The sequence below is a fragment of the Hallella mizrahii genome (assembly GCF_009695775.1).
GTDB classification, from domain to species: Bacteria; Bacteroidota; Bacteroidia; order Bacteroidales; family Bacteroidaceae; genus Prevotella; species Prevotella mizrahii.
Map to the genome: position 1 here is coordinate 38,865 of NZ_VUNG01000014.1, position 16,143 is coordinate 55,007.

Annotated in this window: 12 protein-coding genes; 4 read left to right on the forward strand and 8 right to left on the reverse strand. The window is 51.9% G+C overall.

Features of this window, described 5'->3' with window-relative positions:
* Positions 1-89: 89 nt before the first annotated feature.
* The 3 genes from lipA to FYJ73_RS07025 all read right to left on the reverse strand — a co-directional run bounded on the left by lipA (position 90) and on the right by FYJ73_RS07025 (position 6,679).
* Complete coding sequence (gene lipA / locus FYJ73_RS07015; RefSeq protein ID WP_154534004.1) at positions 90-1,907, reverse strand: bifunctional lipoate--protein ligase/lipoyl synthase; 1,818 nt, start codon at positions 1,905-1,907, stop codon at positions 90-92.
* A gap of 26 nt (positions 1,908-1,933) precedes the next feature.
* Positions 1,934-3,391, reverse strand: a complete 1,458-nt coding sequence (locus FYJ73_RS07020) for a DNA recombination protein RmuC (RefSeq protein ID WP_154534005.1) — start codon at positions 3,389-3,391, stop codon at positions 1,934-1,936.
* Between the two features lie 123 nt (positions 3,392-3,514).
* The gene (locus FYJ73_RS07025; RefSeq protein ID WP_154534006.1) at positions 3,515-6,679 is read right to left on the reverse strand and encodes a TonB-dependent receptor; all 3,165 of its coding nucleotides are present in this window, start codon (positions 6,677-6,679) and stop codon (positions 3,515-3,517) included.
* A gap of 355 nt (positions 6,680-7,034) precedes the next feature.
* Between FYJ73_RS07025 and FYJ73_RS07030 the strand changes: the two genes are divergently transcribed.
* The 3 genes from FYJ73_RS07030 to ispE all read left to right on the forward strand — a co-directional run bounded on the left by FYJ73_RS07030 (position 7,035) and on the right by ispE (position 9,521).
* Complete coding sequence (locus FYJ73_RS07030; RefSeq protein WP_154534007.1) at positions 7,035-7,358, forward strand: cupin domain-containing protein; 324 nt, start codon at positions 7,035-7,037, stop codon at positions 7,356-7,358.
* 214 nt (positions 7,359-7,572) lie between these two features.
* Complete coding sequence (locus tag FYJ73_RS07035; protein ID WP_154534008.1) at positions 7,573-8,637, forward strand: mannose-1-phosphate guanylyltransferase; 1,065 nt, start codon at positions 7,573-7,575, stop codon at positions 8,635-8,637.
* 44 nt (positions 8,638-8,681) lie between these two features.
* The gene (gene ispE / locus FYJ73_RS07040) at positions 8,682-9,521 is read left to right on the forward strand and encodes a 4-(cytidine 5'-diphospho)-2-C-methyl-D-erythritol kinase (RefSeq protein ID WP_154534009.1); all 840 of its coding nucleotides are present in this window, start codon (positions 8,682-8,684) and stop codon (positions 9,519-9,521) included.
* 245 nt (positions 9,522-9,766) lie between these two features.
* Here the strand turns inward: ispE and FYJ73_RS07045 are convergent, their stop codons facing one another.
* A complete protein-coding gene (locus FYJ73_RS07045; RefSeq protein WP_154534010.1) occupies positions 9,767-10,285 on the reverse strand; it encodes an NUDIX hydrolase in 519 nt (172 codons plus the stop codon).
* Between the two features lie 99 nt (positions 10,286-10,384).
* On the opposite strand from FYJ73_RS07045, the gene FYJ73_RS07050 reads away from it, so the two are divergent.
* A complete protein-coding gene (locus FYJ73_RS07050; RefSeq protein ID WP_154534011.1) occupies positions 10,385-11,020 on the forward strand; it encodes an HD domain-containing protein in 636 nt (211 codons plus the stop codon).
* On the opposite strand, the gene FYJ73_RS07055 is transcribed toward FYJ73_RS07050, so the two are convergent.
* From FYJ73_RS07055 to FYJ73_RS07070, 4 genes are all read right to left on the reverse strand, one after another.
* Entirely contained in the window at positions 10,980-12,020 is a 1,041-nt protein-coding gene (locus FYJ73_RS07055; RefSeq protein ID WP_154534012.1) for a glycosyltransferase family 2 protein, read from the reverse strand. The genes FYJ73_RS07050 and FYJ73_RS07055 overlap by 41 nt on opposite strands.
* 12 nt (positions 12,021-12,032) lie before the next feature.
* Positions 12,033-13,385, reverse strand: a complete 1,353-nt coding sequence (gene mtaB, locus FYJ73_RS07060; protein ID WP_154534013.1) for a tRNA (N(6)-L-threonylcarbamoyladenosine(37)-C(2))-methylthiotransferase MtaB — start codon at positions 13,383-13,385, stop codon at positions 12,033-12,035.
* Between the two features lie 676 nt (positions 13,386-14,061).
* Positions 14,062-15,447: a phosphoglucosamine mutase gene (gene glmM, locus FYJ73_RS07065; protein WP_154534014.1), complete on the reverse strand. Its 1,386-nt coding sequence runs from the start codon at positions 15,445-15,447 to the stop codon at positions 14,062-14,064.
* Positions 15,448-15,479: 32 nt separating this feature from the next.
* The gene (locus tag FYJ73_RS07070) at positions 15,480-16,121 is read right to left on the reverse strand and encodes a BamK family beta-barrel-assembly machinery protein (RefSeq protein WP_154534015.1); all 642 of its coding nucleotides are present in this window, start codon (positions 16,119-16,121) and stop codon (positions 15,480-15,482) included.
* Positions 16,122-16,143 lie beyond the last annotated feature (22 nt).

The window sequence follows — 16,143 nt, forward strand, 5'->3', positions numbered from 1 at the left end:
CAAGAGAGAGGGTCCCAAGCCGTTGATGGCCTGGGGCCTTTTTAATGTGCGAAGAGTTTAGTCAGACATTCTTCCGATGGTCTTTATCTCTACCCGATGCTGGCCTTGTAGGACGAGCGGACGAGGGGACCACAGACGGCAGAACGGAAGCCCATCTGCAAGGCCTGCTCGTGATACCACTGGAATTTCGCGGGTGTGATATAGTCTTCGACGGCCAGGTGCTGGGCTGTGGGCTGGAGATATTGCCCGATTGTCACGCGCTCAACACCGCAGTCACGTAAGTCTCGCAAGGTTTGGAGCACTTCTTCCTCCGTTTCTCCAAGTCCGAGCATAAGTCCGCTCTTTGTGACGAATCCGTTGTCGTGGATATGCTTAAGCACATGGAGGCTGCCATCGTAGGTGGCTACGCTGCGTACAGAGGGCGTCAGCCGTCTCACCGTCTCAATGTTATGTGCCACCACGTCGGGATGGCTTTGCAGTACGATGTCCAACAGATCGTCACGACCTTGGAAGTCAGGTAGGAGCACTTCAATCTTTACTTGGCTCTTCCGCCGTACGGCTTCCACTGTCCGGCGCCAGTGTTCTGCACCCATGTCGGGCAAGTCGTCGCGGTCTACCGAGGTGAGCACAACATATCTCAGGTTCATCTCTCTTACAGACTCAGCCACGCGCAGCGGTTCGTCGGGGTCGAGTGGGAGAGGACGCCCGCTCAGCGTGTTGCAGAAACGGCAGTGACGTGTACAGATGTCACCGCCAATCATCAGTGTGGCAGTGCCCAGTCGCCAACATTCGGCACGGTTGGGACAAAGTCCGCTCTCGCAGATCGTGTGCAGACGGTTGCTATGGATAATCTCAGAGGTGTTCTCGCTCTGCTTGTCAGAACTGAGGTCTATCTTCAACCACTCAGGTTTCATTACGTGAGGCTTGCGACCGAATAGCACACGCAGGAGGCCTTCGATGGTCAGTCCGCGGATGATATTGCCTAAATCAAGTCCCTGCAATGCCTTCTCCACAGCTTCACGTGTGAAAGCGACGTCGCGCAGACGTGGCAAGAGCTCCTCGTCGAGGTCGCCGGTGAGAAAGTAGTCACCGAAGAGGTCAATGTCGTGGATGCGGTTATCCTTAATTTCAAGACAGGCTTCGATAGTTCCTACGCTCGGGAGGCGGTGCTTCTTTGTGAGTTTGAAGAGCGGCTGTTTGCCATAGATGAAGTCGTCGGCGGCAAAGGTCTTTTGCAGTTCTCTGATTTCCGGCATCATCTCCTCAGTGATCGTGATGGCCTTGTCGCCGCACATCGCCTGACGGAAGGATGCTTTCAGCTCCGGCAGCGACATCGTCGTGTATTGGCTGATGTTGCCCACATGCTGTCGTACACTTTGCACGCCCTTGCTTTGCAGCTTTGCTTTGTCGGGTGTGATGACACGTTCCAACATGCTGAGGTCTGAGTTGACGAGCAGGGTGTTGTGCATGATACTGCGGTCGCCGGTACGATAGAAGGCAGCGCCAGAGACCTTCTTACCGTCAAGCAGGATGTCGTTGCGCCCCGAGATTGTTACGGGAACACCGATGCGATGCAGTGCGTCGGCGGCGAGGTGCATGCAGTTGGCAAACATCTTTTGTACGTTCGGCTCACGGCTGATGAAGGAGAACATGATGTTACCTTCATCGGAGTAGACACAGCCGCCACCGCTCTTGCGGCGTGAGATGAACACGTCGTGCTCGCGGCAGTAGTCTACGTTGACTTCGTTTTGCAGCAGTTGGTTGCGGCCAAGGATCACGGTGGGCTTGGTCTGCCAAATAAAGAAGTAGTCGTCGTCACGGAAGTGACGGGCCACATACGCCTCGACGGCAAAGTCGTAGGTGATGGGGGGCAGCTCCTGCTGCTCGGGTAGAACTACGTAAGTCATGTGTTTTTCAGTTTAGTATCAGAGGGTCAGTCTTCTTTGTCTTCAAGGCTTTCTGTGCTATTCTTTGGCAAGCGTACCTTGCGCTTGGGATTTTCCTGTGCGCCATATTTCAGGAGTTTGTTGGCTGCTGTGGCAATGCCCATACCGGTGGGTGCTGTCGTTGTCTTCACGTCGTCGAAGGCTTTGCGCGTGCGGTCGAGCAACTGGTCGGCTGTTTGGAAGCGCTCATAGAAGAGTTGTACGCGGTTGATGATTTCGTCGGCGGCTTTGAGCATGGCATCCTGGTTCTCGGCCTGGCGCACTTGCCGCCACGTCATCTCCAGCACACGCAGCATCATATAGAGGTTTTGCGAGCCAGAGATGATCACACCTTGGTCATAGGCGTCTTTCCACAGTGCCGGGTCGTGGGTGAGTGCTAGTTGCAGGGCACTCTCGCTGTAGACGTACATCACCACGAAGTCGAGCTGTACCTTGCCGTTGGCAGCATATTTAGCGTATTTCTTCCGTGTGAGCTCTTTGACATGACTGCGCACCGAGGTGAGATGACGCTGCAAAGCCTCGTCCCGTTCTGCGTCTGTCGTGGCATTGTGATAGTCCTCAAAAGCCTTGAGCGACATTTTTGCGTCGATGATCACATCGCGTTTGTCGGGGAAGTGGAGGATAACGTCGGGAATCATCTTGTGTCCGTCCTCTTCATGAACTGTACGTCCCTGCTCGTCTTTGAGTGTTACTTGCTCTTCGAACTGTACGCCCTCTTCGAGTCCCATCTGTTCCAGTAGCGTACGCAACCGCAGCTCACCGAAGTTGCCTTGTGTCTTGTTTTCGCCGGTGAGTGCTTCTGCCAGTTTGTCTGCGCGTTGTCCCACCTCATGAGCCTGTTTTAAGTTCTCTTGAATGCTGGCATCGAGTCGCGACATCAGCACGGTCTGGTCATGGTCGCTCTTCTCCACAGCCTCTTTCATCAGCTTCAGATTCTCATGGAGCGGGTTGAGCAGTGCCGACATCTGTTGCTGGTTGACACTGTTGAGGTCAGCGGCCCGACGTTTGAGGATCTCTTCCGATGCCGTGTTGATCTGCTCTTTAAGGAGAGAGGACTGCTGTTGCAGCTGGTCGGCCTGTTGCTGCCGCATGGTTTGCAGTTGTTCCGCCTGCTGTTGCTTCAAGGATTGCAGCTGTTCGCTCTGCTGCTGTCGTAATGACTGCAACTGCTCAGCCTGTTGCTGTCTAAGTGTTTGCAGCTGTTCCGTCTGCTGCTCCCGCAATGTTTGTTGCTGCTCAGCTTGTTGCTGTCTCTGATCCTGCAACTGCCGCTGGTAGTTGGCTTGCAATTCTTCCTTCTGCTTGTTTATGTCTTCTTCCAGTTTCGCGATTTGTTGTGTTAGCATCGCTGCGCGTGTCTCCGCTGCCGCATTCTTGCTGTGCGCGAAGAGATATCCGATGACAATACCAGCCAACAAACCAATGATGATGCCAAGAATATTCATTTCTCTCGTGTTATGATTATCGTTGCAAAGATAGTAAAAACATTCGAAAGGGACAAATAAAAAAGGAGTATGGGAACCCCATACTCCTTAATATATATATGTGTTAAACTTATGTCTACATCATTAGAACTCGAGGCGGAAGCCAATCTGTGCGTGCCAACGGCTGCCAGTATCGCTTGCCACGGGCTTGCTGTTGGTGTTGAACTGGTAGACACCGGCACCGTCCTTAATAGTTGTCAGCGTCAACGGGCTGAGGTTATAAGCATTGCCGTAGTGAGCGCCCCAGTGTTTGTTGAGCATGTTGGCGAAGTTCATCACGTCGAAAGTAATCTGGAACTTGCCGATACCCTTGATGTTGTAGATGTTCTGAGCAACGTGGAGGTCAACCTCGTTTTCCCAAGGAGAGAGGTTGGAGTTACGCTTAGCATACTCACCACGATGGTTCTTGGCATAGTCGTCTTCCTCAATCCACTTTTCGAAAGCCTCACGGCTCTGCTCGGCAGTCATGTTCTTTGTGCTGGTGAAGTTCATCTTGGCCAGCTCATCCTTTGTCGGGATGTAGAGCAGGTTGTTGCCTTTGAAGCCATCATTGTTGAAGTCGGCCTTCTCGTTCATCGTCAAAGAGTAGCGTCCACCGCTGAAACCATTGTAGTTGATGGCCACCTCGGTGTTCATCCAACCGTTCCAGTATTTAGGAGAGTTGTAAGAAACCTGAATGCGTACCTGGTGAGGAATGTCGAACTTCGACCAGCTCATCTCGTTCTTGTCGTTGGTGTTGCGGCTGTAGTTGTACTTCCAGTTAGAGTAAGCTACAGAAGACGTACCGTCGTTGACACTGTAAGAGTGACCGAAGATATAGCTTGCCATTACATCCAGACCGAAGTCGAAGGACTTCTCTGCCTTGACAGACACATTATAAGAATAACCCTTATTGGTATTTCTCAGGTTGATGATGCTGTAGTAAGGAAGCTTATTTTCAATCTTGCTATAAGAAGTGACGGCAGAAGCCTCTACACCAGGAACAGCATAGACCTTTTCGCCATTATCCTTATAAGCGAGGTTCTCGAAGAACACATTGTTGAGGTTCTTAGAGTACAAGCCCTCGAGGGTCATCTTCACGTCACCTGGGAGCATCTGCTCCAAGGCGAGGTTGGCACGGAGCACTTGCGGGAAGCGGAAGTTCTTGGCCACGGTAACGATGTCAGGAGACAGACCTGCCTTAGAGGTCTTAGCTGCTGCCATGGGATCCTTGGCATACTTGCCGAGAGAAGGAGCAGTGTTGTTATTAGTGTTGATGGTTGTGCCCTTGGCCTCAATGCCGTTGTTGACGAAAGCGTTGGAGAGCCATACATAAGGAGCGCGGCCAGAGAAGATACCCACACCGCCACGGAGCAGTGTGCGATGGCTGGCATCGGTATACCAGTTGAAGCCTACACGAGGAGAAACGAGGAGCTTGGCACTTGGCATCTTGCCCACCTCTACACCGAGGTTATGCTCAGAAGCGAAGGTGTTGAAGGCATCGTTGGAAGTGGGAGAGTTCAATGTGGCATTGAGATCGAAGCGCACGCCATAGGTAACATTGAACAGCGGAGTGATATCCCACTTGTCCTGTGCATACAGACCAAAGAGTCCGAACTTCATGGTAGGAGCCCACTTGGTGTCACCGCCGGTCAGTTCAGGATCAGTGTACTTATATGTGAACTTGTAAGGAGTATCAGCGAGGAAGGTCTCGAGATCATTGTAGTACCACGAACCGTTTGCACCCTGGATGAAGAGGTTCTTCATCTTATAGAACTCATTATGTGTACCGAAGGTGATAGTGTGGTTGCCTTTGTACCAAGAGAGGTTGTCCTCTGCTGTCCAAATATCCTGATTGAGGTAGTTGGCAGCACTGCTGAATTCAGTACCGATGTTGACAGTGTTCATGGAAGTACCGTCACCACCGGCAACGCTACCGATCTGCACACATGGACCCATGTAGGGCACATCGCGGTTGTCACGGATGAAGCTTGCAGAGACACGGGCTTCGTTATAGAGTACGGGACTGATATGAGAGTTCAACTCAGCTACGAACGAGTTGGTCTTGTTGTTCATGCGATAGCTGGAGTTGCTGAAAGTATAAGTTTTGCTGTTCAGTCCGTCCTTGTCATCGTAAGAGTCGTTGTGCTGATAGCGGAAAGCCAAGTGGTTGTTCACGTCGATGTTCCAGTCCAAACGGGCCAAGAGACCGAACGACTTAGTGCCGAGCTCACCTTTGCCATAAGATTCCTGAATACCGGTCAAGTCGTAGTATTTATCAGCGATTTGTTTCAGCGTAGCCTCAGTGACATATTTGTTGATATATCCTGGATAGATAGTAGCAGGAGCCTCTGTCTTCTTATATTCTGCACTGGCGAAGAAGAAGAGCTTATCCTTCACGATCGGGCCACCGAAGGTAGCACCGTAGGTCTTGGTAGAACGCTGTGAGAGTTTGTCCTCAGCATAGTCTTGCAGGCGGTTGTACTTGCTGTACATGTCCTGATTGGTGTAGTACATGTAAGCACTGCCGTGGAATTGGTTGGTACCGCTCTTGGTGATGGCATTAATGGCACCGCCTGTGAAACCGCTCTGACGGACATCAAACGGAGCGACGCTTACCTGCAGCTCCTGAATAGCGTCCATGGAGATAGGGTTGGCACCTGTCTGACCACCGTTGGTACCGCTGCCGGCAAGTCCGAAGACATCGTTGCTCACCGTACCGTCAATCTGGAAAGAGTTGTAACGGTTGTTGATACCAGAGATGGAAACACCGCCAAGACGTGAATTGGACACCAATGGAGACAACTTAGCCACATCGTAGATATCGCGGCTGATGGTTGGAGTGTTCTCAATGCGCTGCTGGTTGAAGTTGGCAGCAGCGCCACCACTGTTACGTCCGCTCTTGCCGAGTACGGTGACCTCACCGATTTGCTGCGCATCCTCCTTTAGGTCGATGTTCAGCGTACGAGGCTGTCCCAAGGACAGCTGGATGTTGTCGATGACCTCATCCTTGTAGCCGATGTAGTTGACGGTGACCTTGTAGGGTCCGCCGACACGCATACCCTGGATGGTAAAGCGCCCGCTTTCATTGGTGACAGCGTTGTAGCGTGTACCTGAAGGTTCGTGGATGGCGGTGATCGTAGCACCGATGACGTTTTCACCACCAGCCGCCACCTTACCGTTTAGGCCAGAAGTGGTGACCTGTGCCATCATGGTTGATGAAATCATCAACAGAAGCATGATGAGCATAAAATGCAATCTTCTTTGCATACCTTTAATAATGAATAATTAATACCTTAGGGTTAACCCCCTGCTTAACGAATTCACTGCAAAATTAAGCAAAAATTTCCATAATACTGTTGCAAAGCCACTACAATTTTCTATTTTTCTCGTAAAAATATCAATATAAGGTATAATTTAGGTTATAGGTAAGGAATAACGAGCTCTACAGCCGCCGTTACACAACGCCATATCAGGGTTGAAGATGATATGGAACATGTGCAATGCGACCGTTACACAGTAGTTTTTTTGCACGAAAAAGTCTTTTTCTTAGGGAAAAGTTTTATAGTTATGCTTTTTTTGTTAACTTTGTGACTAAATAAAGAATCAAAAACAGAAAAGCATTATGATTATTGATTTCGACAAGATACCCGAAGTACATATCGATGGCTTCAAAGGTGGGAAAGGAAGACTCGACACACGCAACTACGATGATGGCAAGGCAAAGATCATGTACTCCACGCTTCGTCCGGGTGCATCTTCAGGATTGCATGTCCATGAAGGCAACTGCGAGATTGTCTTCGTCATCAGTGGCATCGCTACTTTCTACTATGATGATCATGTAGAGGAGTGCCGTGCCGGGCAGTGTCATTATTGCCCCGAGGGACATAGTCACTACATGGAGAATCTGACTGACCACGACCTGGTTTACTTTGCCGTGGTGAAATAGCTTTTTTGCCGTTGCCGTATTTGTTGCAAACGTCCTTCAGCTGACAGCCGTAGCAACGGCCGTGGGCATTGCGAACAGCATAGACGATACGGTAAACGGCATAGGCGACGCACAGAGCGACGACGCAAAGAACAATGATGTGTTGTGTCATGGTTCAATTCTTCTTTTAGTGATACCTTATTATATATAACGCATAGATAACCTATTTCAATATATGGCCCAACAAAATAATCATCTTGTCATCATGGCAGGCGGCATCGGCAGCCGTTTCTGGCCGATGAGTACCGAAGAACGCCCCAAGCAGTTCATCGATGTGTTAGGTGTGGGGCGTACGTTGATACAGATGACATTAGACCGTTTCCGCGGCGTCTGCCCGATAGAGAACGTTTGGATTGTCACCAACGAACGCTACGCCGACTTGGTTCACGAGCAGTTGCCCGATGTGCCCGTTGATCATATCCTGCAAGAACCGTGCCGCAGAAATACGGCGCCCTGCATCGCCTACGTCAGTTGGCGCATCAAGATGACCGACCCGAAGGCCAAAGTCGTCGTCTCGCCATCTGATCATATCGTCACCAACGTCGATGAGTTCCGTCGTGTCATCACTTCTTGTCTGAAGTTTGCCGGCGAGACAGATGCTGTCGTGACTTTGGGCATGAAGCCAACGCGCCCTGAGACCGGCTACGGCTATATCCAGGCTGACCTCACCTCCAATTCACCGCGCAACCGCGAGATTTATCGTGTCGACCAGTTCAAGGAAAAGCCTGACTTGGAAACTGCCAAGCACTATATCAGCGAGCATAACTTTTTCTGGAATGCCGGTATCTTTGTATGGAGTGTGGAGACGATTGTCAACGCTCTGCGCGTGTATGCGCCCCGCATCAACAACATCTTTGAGCGCATACAGAATGTCATGGGCACGCCGCAAGAGCAGGAGACTATTAATAAGGTGTATCCCGATTGCGACAATATCTCCATCGATTACGCCGTGATGGAGAATGCAGAGGAGATCTTTGTCTTCCCGGCAGACTTTGGTTGGAGCGACCTTGGCACGTGGGGCTCACTGCTGTTGCAGAGCCAGCGCGACATGTACGGCAACGGACTTATCGGCAAGAACATCCACACCTTTGAGTGCCGCAACTGTGTCGTGCACACTACTCAGGAGAAGAAGGTGATCCTGCAAGGTCTTGATGGATATATCGTTGCCGAGCATGACGACACGTTGCTGGTCTGCAAACTGTCGGAAGAGCAGCGTATCAAGCAGTTCCAAAACAATTAACTGTCCGTGGCTTTCGCCAAAGATAACTTTAAATACATCATACTATGCTGACCTTTCCTTGTGCCAAGATCAATCTTGGATTGAATATTGTCGCCGAGCGGCCTGATGGCTATCACGACATACAGACCGTGTTTTATCCCATCCCGCTCACCGACGCTTTGGAGATCAAACACATGGATCCCGCTTTTCCCTCAGATCATCCTTGCGATCTGAAGGTGACGGGCAATGCCGTGGACTGTGACGAGCGCAGCAACCTCGTAGTGAAGGCCTACGACCTTCTTGCCGCCGACTTTGAGTTGCCGCCTATTCATGCCCATCTTTTCAAGTGTATCCCCTCGCAAGCAGGACTGGGCGGGGGCAGCTCTGATGGAGCCTTCATGATTCGTCTGCTCGACGAGCGTTTCCGGCTGAACATCGGCATTGCCGAGATGGAGCGCTATGCTGCCAAGTTGGGTTCCGACTGTGCGTTTTTTATTACTGCCGAACCGTCGTATGCTACCGGACGCGGCGAGATCCTTGAGCCAGCCGATGGCCCTAAGGGCAATCTCCACGGCTATTCGATCGTGGTGGTGAAGCCCGACGTGGCAGTGTCGACACGTGAGGCCTATGCACAGATCGTTTGTCACATGCCCCGCAAGTCTTGCCGCGAGATCGTGCGTCAGCCGATTTCCACATGGCGTGACGAACTGACCAACGACTTCGAGGGTCCTGTCTTCAAGGCCCATCCCGAGTTAGCGTGTATCAAGCAGAGCCTCTACGACATGGGAGCTCTCTATGCTCAGATGAGTGGCAGCGGCAGTGCCCTTTTCGGTATCTTCCGTGAGATACCGCAAGGAGTGGAGGAACAGTTCAAAGGTTGCTTCGTAGCGTCAGCAGTGCTGTAGGCTGAATGACCTTAAGCACGGAATAAAATACGTTTCTACTGCTTAAAAGAAACGCATTATGCGTTTGGGCTTTTAACGCTTCATCTTCGATGGGATAAAGAATAAAACCGAATGTTGAGAATATTATTTGGTATCAATATCGAATCAACCATTTATTATTCTCAATATTCGGTTTATCTTTTTATTACGCATAGGGAGCGTTAGCCTGTCAAGGCGACGTATGTTTCCATAAGACGAGGAGTCTGCTATTCTCTTTTCAGTGGCATGATCACTTCTCGATACTCGTTCTCGAAGTTGGGAGTGAAGATACCCTTTCCCATGTTGGCCTTAATCTCTTCGGGACTCCAGAAGCGGCCCCCGGCGAGCTCATCTTTGCTTGGGCATACCTTGCCGTCGTAGACCGTTGTGAAGACCCACACCAGTTCCTTCTCGCGCTGGCTCTCAAAGACATAGTGCTTGACAAAGTGTGGCGAGTAGTCGGTGATGCCGAGTTCCTCACTTACCTCACGGTGCAACGCCTGCTCCACGGTCTCGCCGTAGTCGACATGACCACCGCATGCCGTGTCCCATTTGTCGGGCTGAATGTCTTTCCAGTGAGGTCGCTGCTGCAGGTAGAGGTCGCCACGGCTGTTGAAGACATGCAGGTGCACCACCGGATGGAGCACCTTGCAGCCGTCGTGTGCTTTTCCGCGTGTGATTTTCCCGATCACGTGTCCGTCCTCATCAACGACGGGAAACAGTTCTCCTTTGTTATCCATATTCATTTCGCGTCTGTTTAGCTATTATTGTCCGTAATATTTTGTCATCTCAAATCTTTTTGCTATCTTTACAGATGAAAGAGCAAGATAAACGAATCATATCCTATGGAAGTAAATCTCGACTTGATGTCATTTGTCGAAACGAGCATTCTGCCTCGCTATACAGCCTTTGGTCGCTCCCATGGTCTGAGCCATGTGCAGCGTGTCATTGCCAACTCTTTGGAGCTGGCACGGCGCACGGGTGCTGATATCAATATGGTGTACGCCATTGCCGCCTATCATGACCTTGGCATGAGCGGTCCGCGTGCCATCCATCATATCACCGGCGGCAAGATCCTTGCGGCCGATGCCCGTCTGAAGAAGTGGTTCTCGCCCGAGCAAATCACCATCATGAGGGAAGCAGTGGAGGATCATCGTGCCTCTGCCTCACACGAGCCTCGGAGCATCTACGGAAAGATTGTCGCCGAGGCCGACCGTGACCTCGATCCTGAGGTGGTGTTTCGCCGTGCCGTGGAGTTTGGTTTAGAGCGTGATCCCGATAAGGACCGTGAGTGGCAGTGGCAGCGCTTCGATCGTCACATGGAAGAGAAGTACAGTGCCCGTGGCTATATCCGCCTGTGGATACCCAACTCGCCCAATGAGGAAAAGCTCAAGCGTGTGCGTGACATCATCGCCGACAAACCCCGTCTGCGCGAGGTTTTCAATCGTCTGTTTGATGAGGAGAGCTCGTCAAAGCGCTGAACGTCTTCTTACCCTTGACATAGTATTGCCATACGATGCTGATCGGCAAGCGTTCGGGCACCGTCGTGAGCTTTCTGCTCATCCTGATAGCCTCACGGTCAGCGTCGAAATCGTGGCGCCATTTATAGAAAGCGCGACGCGCCCGCAGGATAGCGATGAAGTCGCGCCAATTGCGGTTGACGATCAGTGTTTCCAAGGCAGCGATGTGATCCAGGATCCATCTCATGTGCATTACGGTTTGCAGCTCCTCGTCGGGGAGGTTTTTGTAGAGCATCGTCAGGTTGTTGCGGAAGTTGAGGAAAGTCTTCATCGGGTTGCCCTGCGGCAGAGTGCCGCCGCCGACATGGTATACTTCGCTTTCGGGAATGCACACCACGCGCCGTCCACGCTGCCGCAGTCGCCAGCAGAGATCGATTTCCTCGTTGTGCGCAAAGAAGCGTGCGTCGAGTGCTCCTGCCTCCCAATAGTCTTTGGCACGTATCATCAGGCAGGCTCCCGTAGCCCAGAGCACATCCATCTTATAGTCATACTGACCGTTGTCGCGCTCCACGGTGTCGAAGACACGGCCACGGCAGAGCGGATAGCCAAAGCGGTCGAGGAAGCCGCCGGAGGCTCCGGCATACTCAAAACTGTCCTTGTCTGCCTCGCTGAGCAGTTTTGGCTGACAGGCTGCCACGTCGTCGTGGCTGTCCATATACTCTTGCAGAGGCGTGAGCCAGTGGTGTGTCACCTCCACGTCGGAGTTGAGCAGTACATAGTAGTCTGCCTCTATCTGCCGCAGCGCACGGTTGTAGCCGTCGGCAAAGCCGTAGTTGCGGTCGAGCACCAAGGTCTTCACTTCCGGGAACTTCTGTGCGAGCATCTCCATCGAGTTGTCGGTGGAGGCATTGTCGGCCACCCACACCTCAGCGTCGTTGCGTGAGTATTTCAGCACGGTGGGCAGGAAGCGTTCCATCATCTTCCGTCCGTTCCAGTTCAATATGACGATAGCAGTCTTCATTGTTTTTCGGTTTTATTTTGCTATGATGGCTTTCGCGAGTAGCGTATCTTCTTTTCCACTCTTTCTGAAATCGCCGAGTGTCACGTTGAGGATCTCATTGTCGTACTCCTCGCGAGCCTCACTGGCGGGCAGAGTGACACGGATGTAGTTGTCGGTGAAGCCGTGCATGGCGTGTCCGGCGGGAGCTTTTTCGAAGAGCACGGGCCGTGTCTGTCCGATATAGTGTGCATAGAAGTCGTGCGTCTTTTTGTCGGAGAGTTCCAAGAGCCGTCTTGACCGTTCTTTCTTGTCCTTGTCGCTGACCACGTAGGGGATGGCGAGGGCCGATGTCCCGGGTCGTTCGGAATAGGGGAAGACGTGGAGCTGTGTCACAGGCAGATTGTCGAGAAAGTGGTAGCAGTCCTCGAAGTACTCCGGCCGCTCGCCGCGACAGCCCACCATCACGTCGACGCCGATGAACGCGTCGGGCATGAGCTCTTTGATAAGGTTGATCTTATGTGCGAAGACATCGCGTGTGTAGCGGCGGTGCATGAGTTTAAGCACCTCGTCGTTACCGCTCTGCAAGGGTATGTGGAAATGCGGCATGAAGGCGCGCGAATGTGCACAGTACTCGATGAGCTTGTCGTCGATGAGGTCGGGCTCCAGCGAGCTGATGCGGTAGCGCTGGATTCCTTCCACGTCGTCGAGTGCTTTGACCAGGTCGAGAAACGTCTCGCCGGTGGTCTTGCCAAACTCTCCGATGTTCACACCGGTGAGCACGATCTCCTTCCCGCCTTCGCTTGCAGCCTGTCGGGCTTGTTCCACGAGCGAGGCAATGGTGGGGTTGCGCGAGAAGCCGCGTGCGTAAGGAATGGTGCAGTAAGTGCAGAAATAGTCGCATCCGTCCTGTACTTTCAGGAAGTAGCGGGTGCGGTTGCCGCGTGAGCACGACGGTTGGAAGGTCTTGATGTCCTTGGTCTTCTCGTGGTGGAAGGCGTGTAGATGCCCCTCGCGCGGCTGAGTCCAGGCGTCGGAGAGGTACTGTATGAGGTTGGCTTTCTCATTGGAGCCGAGCACGAGGTCCACGCCGTCGATAGCACTCACCGTCTCGGGCTCGAGCTGAGCATAGCATCCTGTGACCACGACAAAAGCATCGGGGTTCTCGCGCACCATGCGGTGGATGGCCTGACGGCATTTGTGGTCGGCCACCTCGGTCACCGAGCAGGTGTTGATCAGACAGATGTCGGCGTGCTCGCCCTCGTGAGCGGTCGTGACGCCCATTTCGCTGAGCAACTTGCCAAAGGTGGAGGTTTCAGAGAAGTTGAGCTTGCAGCCCAGCGTGTAGTAAGCTGCTTTCTTGCCTTGGAAGGCACTGGTATTGATCATGCTTCTTTTCTTTTTTATGCAAAGGTACTGCTTTCCCGTGAAAATCCGACCGTAGGAGCAGGGAAAAGTGAAGTTTCTCTTTTTTATAGACATTTCAAGGCTTCCTGGCTCGGCTGCAGCGCACAAAATGACCTGCGCTTTCGCAAGTCCGTTTCAAATAGATGATAGCATCTGCTACTGTTTAGGAAACTGACAAAAAACGGGCAAAATACAGGCAATTTTCTCCACGGAGGTGTACCTTGCTCTCAATTTCGCAAATTTTGGGCATGTTTTCGTAAATACTTGACAGATAAAGAGTTAAAAGAAAAACAGCTTTCTGTAACCACGAAAAAAATTACAAAAAGCCGTCAAAGTATCGGTTTCTATCGAAATTCTCTAGAGAATTTCGTGTCATCTCAGTTGTTTGTGTGCGTCATCTCAGTTGTTTTATCGGGTAAAACAACTGAGATGACGCACACAAACAACTGTTTTCTCCTGCACAAAGTCCTTTTCTGACGATCGACAACCTAAATTTCATTTCTCGCATGCTCTAGAACACGAACTCTTCTGAACATGTTTTTGTCGTAATAATTGATACTTTGAAGCATACAAGTTCTTGCATGAGAATTGTTGCTTCCGCATATCACTCCCCCTCTCCTTGGGAGAGGAGGAGGGGGAAAAAGGCTGTTGAAGTGCTCTATTTCGTCACAAACGCCATCAGTTCCTTGCCGAGCGCATCAGCTTCTTCGGCAGTGTGAGCCTCACTGTAGACACGGATGATCGGCTCGGTGTTGCTCTTGCGCAGGTGCACCCACTTGTCGGGGAAGTCGAGCTTCACGCCGTCGATGTCGGTCACCTGTACATCGGGCTGAGAAGCGAAGTGCTCCTTCACCTTATTTAATATAGCGTCGATGTCGGTATCGGGCTTCAAGTCCACACGGTTCTTAGCCATGAAATAGTTCGGGAAAGTGGCGCGCAACTGACTGGCCTTCATGCCTTTCTGTGCCATACTGCTGAGGAAAAGTCCGATGCCCACGAGGGCGTCACGGCCATAGTGGCTTTCGGGATAGATGACTCCACCGTTGCCCTCGCCACCGATGACGGCACCGACTTCCTTCATCTTGGTGGTGACATTGACCTCACCGACGGCTGCGGCGTAGTATTTGCAGCCATGGCGCTCTGTGACATCACGCAGGGCACGTGTAGAACTCAGGTTGCTCACCGTAGGACCTTTGACATGGTCAAGGATATAATCAGCCACCGTCACCAGTGTATATTCCTCGCCATACATCTTTCCATCCTCCTGGATGAATGCCAGACGGTCTACATCCGGATCAACGACGATGCCGAGGTCATACCCGCCATTGGCCACCTCGCTCATGATGCCGCCGAGGTTGCGCTCCAAGGGCTCAGGGTTGTGGGCGAAATCGCCGTTAGCCTCGCCGTTGAGGAACTTATATTCCACGCCGAGGGCGTCGAGCAGATGGGGCAGGATGATGCCGCCAACCGAGTTGATCGAGTCAACGCACACCTTGAAGTGAGCCTTCTTGATAGCATCCACATCCACGAGGTCGAGAGCCAGCACGCTGTCGATATGTCGCTGGTTAAAGCTGTCGTCGTGTGTATAGTGTCCGAGATGATCAACATCAGCGTATTCGAAGTCCTCTTTCTCGGCAATGTCCAGCACAGCATTGCCGTCGGCTTTGGTGAGGAACTCACCCTCGTTGTTGAGCAACTTCAGTGCGTTCCAGTGACGGGGATTGTGGCTGGCCGTGATGATGATGCCGCCGTCGGCGCCACTCATGCGTACGGCGAGCTCAGTGGTCGGTGTGGTTGCCAGGTCGATGTCGAGGACATCATAGCCCATGCCCATCAGCGTGCCGCAGACAACGTTGCGAACCATTGGACCGGAGATGCGGGCGTCACGCCCAACGACAATCTTGTTGGCGGAAGACTTAGCACTGCGACGGATGAACGTAGCGTAAGCGGAAGTGAACTTCACAATGTCCAGGGGATTCAGAGTATCTCCTGTGCGGCCGCCAATAGTGCCGCGAATGCCGGAAATAGATTTAATCAGAGTCATATATTGATAAACATCTATGATTGTTGTATCGGTTATCGCCCACGTTGGTAGGTGATGTCGTAGAGGCAGGGATAGACGCTGGCCACAGCATAGGTCTGTCCCATGTCATGAGGCACGATAAGCCTCACCTTAGCAATCTCATCGTCTGCATTGATATAGCGGCCTAAGTTGATAAACGTCAGCGGCACGAGCCATCCCTGCGGAACGGTTGTCGAACCATTGCCGTAGACGCGGTACATCAGACTGCTCTTATCAAACGAGCCGCGGAATGTGCCCGAGTAATTGGTCACACTCATCTTGTCCGGCATCTGGGAAGCTCCCGGGAAAATGACATTGCTCAACTGTACGCTGTCGGTTAGCAGGTTGCGCTCGGTGAAGCGGCACAGGACAGTTTCACTCTCGCCATAAGCCAAAGGCTTACCGGAGCCACGGCGCACGATCTGCATATAAACGCCCGAGGACTCAAAGAGCACCCATTCGTTTTTCTTCACATCGGTTGTCGTGTCCTTCAGAAACTCTTCTTCCGAGATCACGTTCACTGCCGAATCAGCGATATACTTGCTGATAGCTGCTTTCTCCCGCTTCTTTTGATCAGCGTAAGTCTCCTCATCGTTGCAGGAAGCGATCATCATCAAGCCTATCAGCATCAGGCACAAAAAGCCCAGTTTCCTCATTGTCTGTCTATTGTTGTTGATT